Genomic DNA, 10,187 nt, shown 5'->3' on the forward strand with positions numbered 1-10,187 from the left:
CCATTACCAATGCCGTTATCGGTATCTGGCGCACCATCTTGATGCCACGCCAGACCCCGCAGTCCCGGAACAGGCCGGGCTTAGCGCGCCAGTTTTCACCGTGCAAGACGCCGGGAGCGCGAACAATTCACCCATCCCTAGCGTCCGAGACAGAACACCGGCATGAACTGGTCCGCCGTACTGCGTTGCTTCCGATCCAGCGTTGGTCCCTGGATGCTGGCGAGCCTGCTGGGCGCCGGCACTTGCGCCCTGGGCAGCGTCTGGCTGTACCAGGCAGAGCACCAGGCCGCGCAGCATTCCTTCGACCTGGCCGCCGACCACACGGCAGCAGAACTCCAGCGCCGCTTCGCGGACACCACCACGGCCCTGAACGCCTTGCGCGGACTGGTGGTGGGCGCGAGCGACCTCTCGGCCAGCCAGTTCGAGCAGTTTGTCGCGCTGCAGGATCTGCCACGGCGCCTGCCGGGCATCCGCCAGCTCGGCCACGCCCAGCGCGTGGACCTGGGGGCGCAATACAGCGTGCGCTTCCTGCAGACGTGGCCGTCCGCAGGTGACGCCACCGGCTGGGATCTCGGTGCCGAACCCCAGCGCCGCGAGGCGCTCCAGCGGGCCATCGACAGCGGCCAGGCCACCCAGACCGAGCCGTCCCTGCGTGCTCCCGGCACACCAGGCGAGTCCCGCACCTGGGTGATCCTGCCGGTCTACCTGCCGGGCCAGTCCATCGCCACACCGCGTGCGCGCCGGGCCGCTGCCACCGGTGCCGTGTTCGTCAGCATGGTGCCGGGAGAGCTGCTGCAGGGGCTAGACGCCGTGGACACCGGGCGCATCGCCCTCACGCTGCGGGACACCGGACACGCCGAGCGACCGGAGCCACCGGTGCTGCACGACACCACCGCCCCCGGCGCAGCCCCCTGGTTCCGCCGGGTCCAGCGCCTCGAACTCAACGGCCGCCCGGTGACGCTCACGCTCGCCAGCACGCCCGCCGCCGAACAGGCCGTTCACAGCCGCCGGTCCTGGCTGCTGGCACTCGGTGGCGGACTGTTCGGCGTGCTGCTGGCAGGGCTGCTGGGCCGATCCGCCCAGGCGCATCGGCGGCTGCAGACCCGGTTGGACGGGCAGACACAGGAGCTGGCGCATCTGGTGCAGCTCCAGCAACACCACGCCACCGCCGTACCGATCCAGACACTGGACGCGTGCATCGCCTGGGGCAATGCGGGGTTCACCCGGCTGGCGGTCCACACCCTGGCAGACCTCGCCAGTGGCTTGCAGGCGCAGCGGCTCGGCGCCTACCCGCTCATGCCGGAACACCGCAGCCAGTTAGAACAGGCCATCGCCCAAGGCCAGCCCTGCCGGCTGGAGCCGTCCCGCCGCCCATCGGACACTGGCGACCAGTGGGTGGACACCGAGGTACAGCCGCTGTGCAACGCCGATGGCACCGTGGTGGGTTTTCTGGAAATCAGCCACGACTTCACCCGCCAGCGCCAGACCCAGGAGCGGCTGGAAGGTGCGCTGCGCGACAACACCGCCCTGCTCAGTGCGCTGGACCAGCATTTCCTGGTGTCCGTGACCGACCGCACCGGCGACATCACGGAGGTCAACGACGCCTTCTGCCGCGTCTCCGGCTACGAGCGCAACGAGCTGCTCGGACAGAAGCACCGCATCGTCAACGCGCACGTCCATCCGCGCAGCTTCTGGGTCGAGATGTGGCAGACCGTGGCAGCCGGCCGGCCATGGCGGCGCGAGGTGTGCAACCGGGCGCGCAGCGGTGCGCTCTACTGGGTGGACAGCGTGGTGGTGCCGTTCTCCGACGCCAGCGGGCGCATCGTCAAGTACATCTCCATCCGCACCGACATCACCGCACGCAAGCAGCTCCAGACCGACCTGGAGCGCAACCGGCAGCGCGCCGAAGAACGCGAAGCCTTCCTGCGGGAACTCACCGACCGGCTGCCGCTGTGCATCGCCTACGTCGATCGCCAGCAACGCTACCGCTTCATCAACCAGGCCGAGTGCGAGCGGGTCGGTCTGACCCGCGAGGACGCGCTCGGCCGCATGGTCACGGCCGATGTCGCCGCCTGCGGCGAACCCGCCCTGGCGGGTCAGTTGCAGCACTTCGAGCTGGAACGCTACGGCCCGGCCGGCCACACCACGCTGGAGATGCGCCTGGTGCCCGACCACGACGGGCAAGGTGCCATCGCCGGCTATTTCTGCGTCGGCACCGACATCACCGCCCGGCAGGAGGCCGCGCGGCTGCTCCAGCAGCGCGAACGGCTGATGCACCTGCTCATCGACAACTTCCCCGGCCCGCTGGCGCACTGGGACACCGAACTGCGCTGCACGGTGGCGAACGCGGCCTACCAGGGCTGGTTCGATCTGAATCCGATCGACATGGTGGGACACACGCAGCGGGAGCTGTTCGGCCCGGAGGTCTTTGCGCAGATCGAACCCTGCCTGCGCGCGGCGCTGCGCGGCGAGCGCCAGACGCTGGAGCGTTCGCGCAAGCTCGCCGATGGCAGCCGGCGGGACTACCTGCTCCACTACGTGCCCGACCGGGACGGCGACAAGGTGCGGGGTCTGGTCTCGGTGGTCATGGACGTGACCGACATGAAGGACGTGCAGCGCCAGTTGCGCCAGCGTTCCGAGCAGGCCGAGCAGGCCAGCCAGGCCAAGAGCCGCTTCCTGGCCAACATGAGCCACGAGATCCGCACGCCGATGAACGCCATCATCGGCATGACCGGCCTGGCGCTCGAATCGGACCTGAATGCGGACCAGCGTGAGCTGCTGCAGATCGTGCGCAACGCGGGCGACTCGCTGCTGGCGCTGATCAACGACATCCTCGACTTCTCCAAGATCGAGGCCGGGCAGATGACGGTGGAGCAGATCGAGTTCGACCTCCACGACTGCGTCCAGCACTGTGCCCGCCTGCTGGTGGAGCGCGCCCACGACAAGGGCATCGCCTTCGAATGGGCGATGGGGCGCGACGTGCCGCGGCTGGTCACGGGCGATGCCCACCGGCTGCGCCAGGTGCTGGTCAACCTGCTGTCGAATGCGGTCAAGTTCACGGGCAGGGGCTGGGTGTTGCTGAGCGTGTTCACACGGCAGGGGATCGGCGCGGACGGCACGCAGGTGATCGAGTTCCGGGTGCGCGACACCGGAACCGGCATTCCCCCCGACAAGCTCGAACACATCTTCACGCCGTTCTCGCAGGCCGACGAATCCATCACCCGCAAGTTCGGCGGCACGGGTCTGGGCGTGTCCATCTGCAACGACCTGGTGCAGCTCATGGGCGGCCGGCTCAGCGTGGAGAGCACGCTGGGCGAAGGCAGCACCTTCCACTTCAGCCTGCGCCTGCCCGTGGCGGCCGTGCAGCCGGTGGTGAGCATTCCAGGATCGGCGCCGATCCGGGTGCTGGACCGGGCGCCCATGCCGGACAAGGTGCTCTCGCACTACCTGCAGCAGTGGCGCCTGACCTGCGAATTCCTGCGCACACCCAACCAGATCCTGGGCAAGCTCGGCGCCGACGGCAACGCCACCACCCCGCCCCTGCTCGTCAAAGCCTCGTGGCTGCCGCTGGCCACCCCGGAGCAATGGGCCAGGATCTGTGCGCAAACCCTGGTGCCGGGCCGCATCCTGCTGGTGGACGCGCCGGTGCCCGCCTCGGTGTCGGCGGAATTCGGCCACCAGTTGCGCTGGCCGGGTTCGGTGTCGGCGCTGTTCGACGCGCTGGCGGTCTCGACGAGTCTGGTCCTCAGCTCGCTCGACCAGGACAGCACCGGCAACGGCATCGGACACGGCCCGCAGACGGAGGGCGAGCAGCGGTACGTGCTGCTGGTGGACGACAACCCGATCAACCGCAAGCTGGCGGTGCGCGTGCTCGAAAGCATGGGCCACATCGTCGCCCAGGCCACCAACGGGCTGGAGGCGGTCGAGCGGCTGGAGACGGAATCGTTCGATCTGGTGCTGATGGACATGCAGATGCCCGTGATGGACGGCTTCGAGGCCACGGCCCGCATCCGCGAGCGGGAGGCCCTGGGCGGCGTGCGCCGCACCCCGATCGTCGCCATGACCGCCCACGCCATGGCCGAAGACAAGCGCCGCTGTCTGGCCGCCGGCATGGATGGCCACCTCAGCAAGCCCATCGTCAAGCAGGCACTGCGGTCGGCAGTGGCCACCTACGCCCTGCCGCGCACGGGCGCACCGGAGCCGATGCTGGCCTTGCCGCACCCCGCCGCACCGCCAGCACCGGTCGCCAACCCGCGTGGCTGGATCGAGGTGATCACGCCAGCCACCGCCACCGCTGTCACCACCGCTGCCACGCACCCGCCCATCCGGGACGAAGCCGCCGCGCTGGCGCATCTGGATGGCGACCACGACCTGCTGCGCGAGCTGAACGAGATGTTCCTGGCCAGCATCGATGCGCAGCGCGCAGAGCTGGCCGCCGTGGATGTCCACACGGAGCTGGCACGCCTCACATCCCTGGCCCACGCACACAAAGGCGCGGTCGGGGCGCTGGGTGCGACCACGGCGCGCCAGGTGGCGTCGGACCTGGAATCGGTTTGCCGCGCAGGCGATGGCGCAGCGGCCGTGGCATTGCAGCAGCAGCTCCACACCGCCTTGGGCGCCCTCCAGGCCGATCTCCTGTCCAGCCTCGACGCCTCGATCCCGCATTGAACCCACCACAGGCCGCCGGCATGCAGCACACGTCCCCCCTGAACCAGATCACCCTGCGGCACGCACCCGTGCATGGCGCCCACGGCAAGCTCCTGGCCATCCGCCTGGACTGGCAAGCGCCCGCCGACGCCCCGGCCATCGAGGTCGAGCCGTGGCTGCCCAGCCTGGTTGGCTACCTGTGCGGCCCTGGGGCTTGCTGGATGCTGCCGGTGCCCTCCGCGCAAGCCCTGGCCAGCCCCGCGCTCGACCAACTGCCCAACAGCGTGTGGCTCGAATACAGCGCGCAGCTCCTCGCGCAACCCGCCGCCGTGGACCGCCTGGGCCACCTGGCCGCCCGTGGACTCACGCTGGTCTGCCAGCAACCCTTGCCACCGAAACACCCCTTGGCCGAGCGCACCCTGATCGGCTCGCCGGTCGAAGGGGCGCAGCGCCTGCAGACCGGCATCCGCTCGCTCGACCAGATGGAATCCGCCTTCCGCCACGGCGCCACGGCCACGCTGGGCTGGCCGATCCACAACGCCATCACCGCCAGCCCCGGCAACGGCGAATCCGACATCCGCATCGTGCTGGAGGTGCTCAAGCGCATCGACGAGGGCGATGCGGTCGATAAGCTTGAATCCTGTCTGGACCGCAGCCCGACCCTCTCGTTCCGCCTGATGGGCTACCTGAACTCGGCCGCCTGCAACCTGCGCTCGGAGGTCAGCTCGCTGCGCCACGCGATCATGATGCTGGGCTACTCCAGCCTGCGGCAGTGGGTGGCCCTGCTGCTGGCGTCGTCGGTCGAGACGCCCCGGACGCGCCCGCTGATGCAGGCGTCCATCCGCCGGGCCTTCTTCCTGCAGAAGATCGCCGCCTGCCAGGGCAACACCGACGACCACGGCGATCTGTTCCTGTGCGGCGCGTTCTCGATGCTGGACCAGATGCTGGGCAAGCCGATGGCGGCCCTGCTGGAGGACATGCCGATCGCCATGGAAGTCAAGGACAGCCTCGTCCACGACCGGGGTCCGCTGGCGCCGTACCTGCGGCTGGCCCGCTTGCTCGAAAGCGAAGGCCCCTTCGACCACGAAGAGGCTTGCGAGGCCACGGCCACCACACGGCAGGAGGTCAACCACGCCTTGCTGGAGGCGCTCAACCTGGCGTTCGCGACCGGCTGAGGTGCCCGGCCGATCGCGGCGCGTTCACTCCCACTCGATCGTCGCGGGCGGCTTGCTCGACACGTCGTAGGTCACGCGGTTGATGCCGCGCACCTCGTTGATGATGCGGCTCGACACCTTCTTGAGCAGTGCATACGGCAACTCCGCCCAGTCCGCCGTCATGAAGTCGCTGGTCTGCACCGCCCGCAGCGCCACCACATAGTCATACGTGCGGCCATCGCCCATCACGCCGACGCTCTTCACCGGCAGGAACACCGTGAACGCCTGGCTGGTCAGGTCGTACCAGCTCTTGCCGGTGGCGGGGTCGATGGTGGCGCGCAGCTCCTCGATGAAGATGTGGTCGGCGCGCTGCAGCAGGCTGGCAAAGTCCGCCCGCACCTCGCCCAGAATCCGCACGCCCAGGCCCGGCCCCGGGAACGGATGCCGGTACACCATGTCGTGCGGCAGCCCCAGCGCCACGCCGAGTTCGCGCACCTCGTCCTTGAACAGCTCGCGCAAGGGTTCGAGCAGCTTCAGGCCCAGCGTCGCGGGCAGGCCGCCGACGTTGTGGTGGCTCTTGATCGTCGCCTTCTTGCTGGCCGTGCCGCCACTTTCCACCACGTCCGGGTAGATCGTGCCCTGGGCCAGCCACTTGGCGCCCTTGTTGCCTTCGCCCTTGAGCTTGGCGGCTTCGGCCTGGAAGACTTCGACGAACTCGCGGCCGATGACCTTGCGCTTCTGCTCGGGGTCGGTGACGCCCTTGAGGTGGCCCAGGAACTGCTCGGCGGCCTGGACGTGGACGACCTTGGCGTGCAGCCGGCCGGCGAACATCTCCATGACCATCGCGCCTTCGTTCAGGCGCAGCAGGCCGTGATCGACGAACACGCAGGTGAGCTGGTCGCCGATGGCGCGGTGGATCAGCGCCGCCGCCACCGACGAATCGACGCCGCCGGACAGGCCGAGGATCACCTCTTCGTCGCCCACCTGCTCGCGGATCTTCGCGACCGCTTCCTGGATGTAGTCGCCCATGATCCAGTCGCCCTGGCAACCGGCGATCTCGCGCACGAAGCGGGTCAGCAGCGCCGCGCCCTGCAGCGTGTGCGTGACTTCGGGGTGGAACTGGACGGCGTAGTAGCCCTTGTCCTCGTTGGCCATGCCGGCGATCGGGCAGCTCGGGGTGGACGCCATCAGCTTGAAGCCGGGCGGGAGCTGCGTCACCTTGTCGCCGTGGCTCATCCAGACCTTGAGCATGCCGTGGCCTTCGGGCGTGGCGAAGTCCTGGATGTCCTGGAGCAGCGCCGTGTGGCCACGGGCGCGGACTTCGGCGTAACCGAACTCGCGGTGGTCGCTCCACTCGACGGTGCCGCCAAGCTGCACCGCCATCGTCTGCATGCCGTAGCAGATGCCCAGCACCGGCACGCCCGCGTCCCACACGGCCTGCGGCGCGCGCAGTTGGTGGTCTTCGTAGGTGCTGGCGTGGCTGCCGCTGAGGATGATGCCCTTGGGGGCGAACGACCGGATGAAGTCGTCCGACACGTCGTTCGGGTGGATCTCGCAGTAGACATGGGCCTCGCGCACGCGGCGGCCGATGAGCTGGGTGACTTGCGAGCCGAAGTCGAGGATGAGGATCTTGTCGTGTTGCATGTCGAACTCAGGCGAACTCAGGCGACCACATGCGCCGGGTGCGGCGGCGTGGCGGGATGGCGTCGGAAGTGGCGCAGCGCGAGCACGGTGGCCGTGACCTGCAGCGCCGAACAGAGGAAAAACGGGGCGCCGATGCGCCAGTCGCCACGCGGCAGGTGCGACACGAAGCCGAGCAGCGCCGAGCCGATGACGGGCGCGAACACGGCGGTCAGGCTGTTGAGCGAGCCGAGTGCGCCCATCGTGCGGCCCTGCGATTCGTCGTCGGCGGCGTTGGAGACCAGCGTCTGCATGGCGGCCTGCACCATGAAACCGAAGACGTTCAGCCCGATCACGGCGTACATCATCCAGCCCTCGGTCGCCGCGCCCCACAAGGCGTAGGTGATGGCCGACGAGATCAGGCCGATGACGGCGATGCGCTGCGGCGTCGTGCGTTTCAGGGCCACGCGGATCAGCCCGCCCTGCACCAGCACCGACATCACGCCCACGGCGAACAGCGACCAGCCGTTTTCCTTCGGGCCCCAGCCGAACTTGAACATCGTGTAGAGCACCCAGGTGGTGTGCAGGATGAACTGCGCCAGACTGGACAGGCCCATCACGACCACCAGCGGGCCGACCCCGCGCAGCTCGGTCAGGCGACGCAGGGAGGCCACCGGATTGACCTTGGTCCAGTCGATGGCCGGGCTGCGGCGCTCCACCGGCAGTGACTCCGGCAACACGAAGGCGCCATAGATGGCGTTCAGCACCGCCAGCCCGCCCGCCACGAAAAACGGCAGGTGCAGGTCGATGGCCCCCAGCAGCCCGCCCATGACGGGGCCGAGGATGAAGCCCATGCCGAACATCGCGCCCAGCAGCCCGAACCGCTTGCCGCGCTGCTCGGGGCTGCTGATGTCGGCGACATACGCCTGCGCGATGGACGCATTGGCCTGCAGCGCACCGCTCACCAGCCGCACCGCCACCAGCATCCACAGCGCCGTCGCCAGCCCCGTGACAAAGAAGCTCAGCGCCAGTCCGGCGAAACCCAGCAGCAGCACGGGCCGGCGGCCGTAGCGGTCCGACAGCGCCCCCAGCACCGGCGAGCCGATGAAGTTGGCGAAGCCGAACGCGAAGGTCACGACGCCGTACCAGAACGCCTGGTCCGCCTGCGAGCCGGTGAACTTGCCCACCAGCGGTGCCAGCACCGGGATGATCAGGCCGATGGCGACCATGTCGATCAGCACAGTGATCATGATGAAGGGCATCGCCGCAGTGCGGCCCTTCGGCTTGTCGTCGCTCAAGCGCGTCACTCCATGCGGTAGTTGGGCGCTTCCTTCGTGATCTGCACGTCGTGGACGTGGCTCTCACGGATGCCGGCGGAGGTGATCTCGACAAACTCGGCGCGGTCCTGCATGTCGGTGATCGACCCGCAGCCGCAGTAGCCCATCGAGGCGCGGATGCCGCCCGCCATCTGGAAGACGATCGACAGCATCGATCCCTTGTACGGGACACGGCCCTCGATGCCTTCCGGCACCAGCTTGTCGGCGTTCGGGTTGCTGGTCTCGTCGTTTTCCTGGAAGTAGCGGTCGGCCGAACCCGCCTTCATCGCGCCGATCGAGCCCATGCCGCGGTAGCTCTTGTAGCTGCGGCCCTGGAACAGCACGATCTCGCCGGGCGCTTCTTCCGTGCCGGCGAACATGCCGCCCATCATGACGGTCGACGCGCCGGCCGCGATGGCCTTGGCGATGTCGCCCGAGTAGCGGATGCCGCCGTCGGCGATCAGCGGAACACCGGTGCCGCGCAGCGCGGTGGCGACGTTGTCGATCGCGGTGATCTGTGGCACGCCGACGCCCGCGACGATGCGCGTGGTGCAGATCGAGCCAGGGCCGATGCCGACCTTGACACCATCCGCACCGGCTTCCACCAGCGCCAGCGCCGCTGCGCCCGTGGCGATGTTGCCGCCGATGACATCGACGTGCGGGTAGTGCTGCTTGACCCAGCGCACGCGCTCGATCACGCCGTGGCTGTGGCCGTGGGCGGTGTCCACCACGAGGGCATCGACACCGGCCCGGACCAGCAGCTCGATGCGCTCTTCCGTGCCGTCACCGACACCGACCGCCGCGCCGACGCGCAGCTTGCCGTGGGCATCGCGGGCGGCGTTGGGGAAGGTGGTCTGCTTGGTGATGTCCTTGACGGTGAACAGGCCGCGCAGCTCGGAGTCGTCGTTCAGGACCAGCACGCGCTCCAGCTTGTGCTGGTGCATCAGCGCCTTGGCCTGCGCCAGCGAGGCGCCTTCCTTGACCGTGACCAGCCGCTCGCGCGGTGTCATGATTTCGCGCACCGGAGCGTCCAGGCGGGTCTCGAAGCGCAGGTCGCGGCCGGTGATGATGCCGACGACACGGCCGTTCTCGACCACGGGGAAGCCGGAGATGCCGTGCGAGCGCGACAGCTCCATCACGTCGCGCACGCGGGCACCCGGTGCCACGGTGATCGGGTCTTTCAGCAGACCGGATTCGTAGCGTTTCACGCGGGCGACTTCGGCCGCCTGCTGCTTCGGGCTGAGGTTCTTGTGGACGATGCCGATGCCGCCTTCCTGCGCGATGGCGATGGCCAGACGCGCCTCGGTGACCGTGTCCATTGCAGCGGACACGAGCGGCAGGTTCAGGGTGATGTTGCGCGACAGCTTGGTCGCCAGGGAGGTGTCGCGGGGCAACACCTGGGAGTACGCGGGGACCAGCAACACGTCGTCGAAGGTCAGTGCTTTGCCAA

Annotated in this window: 5 protein-coding genes; 2 read left to right on the plus strand and 3 right to left on the minus strand. The window is 68.8% G+C overall.

The genetic code is table 11. From position 1 onward, the window contains the following. Window positions 1–213: 213 nt before the first annotated feature. Window positions 214–4,668, plus strand: coding sequence for a PAS domain-containing protein (locus tag QZW52_RS04765; RefSeq protein ID WP_293995861.1), 4,455 nt, complete (start codon window positions 214–216; stop codon window positions 4,666–4,668). A 20-nt stretch (window positions 4,669–4,688) separates the two neighbouring features. After that, the gene (locus tag QZW52_RS04770) at window positions 4,689–5,822 is read left to right on the plus strand and encodes an EAL and HDOD domain-containing protein (RefSeq protein WP_293995863.1); all 1,134 of its coding nucleotides are present in this window, start codon (window positions 4,689–4,691) and stop codon (window positions 5,820–5,822) included. 24 nt (window positions 5,823–5,846) lie between these two features. Here QZW52_RS04770 and guaA read toward each other — a convergent pair whose 3' ends face one another. From guaA to guaB, 3 genes are all read right to left on the minus strand, one after another. Further along, window positions 5,847–7,445 carry a glutamine-hydrolyzing GMP synthase gene (guaA, locus tag QZW52_RS04775; protein WP_293995865.1) on the minus strand — a complete coding sequence of 533 codons (1,599 nt, stop codon included), beginning with the start codon at window positions 7,443–7,445 and terminating at the stop codon, window positions 5,847–5,849. Between the two features lie 17 nt (window positions 7,446–7,462). After that, entirely contained in the window at window positions 7,463–8,728 is a 1,266-nt protein-coding gene (locus QZW52_RS04780) for an MFS transporter (protein ID WP_434738274.1), read from the minus strand. Further along, a partial coding sequence (gene guaB, locus QZW52_RS04785; protein WP_293995869.1) for an IMP dehydrogenase occupies window positions 8,725–10,187 on the minus strand: 1,463 nt, incomplete at its 5' end. The genes QZW52_RS04780 and guaB, both read right to left, overlap by 4 nt.

The sequence above is a fragment of the Sphaerotilus sp. genome (genome assembly GCF_013299175.1).
Classification (GTDB): Bacteria; Pseudomonadota; Gammaproteobacteria; order Burkholderiales; family Burkholderiaceae_C; genus Sphaerotilus.

What these genes read in the sequence shown, in the direction of transcription:
- QZW52_RS04765 (WP_293995861.1), top strand. Translation starts at nt 214, where the DNA reads ATGCTGGCGAGCCTGCTGGGCGCCGGCACTTGCGCCCTGGGCAGCGTC.
- QZW52_RS04770 (WP_293995863.1), top strand. Translation starts at nt 4,689, where the DNA reads ATGCAGCACACGTCCCCCCTGAACCAGATCACCCTGCGGCACGCACCC.
- guaA (WP_293995865.1), bottom strand. Translation starts at nt 7,445, where the DNA reads ATGCAACACGACAAGATCCTCATCCTCGACTTCGGCTCGCAAGTCACC.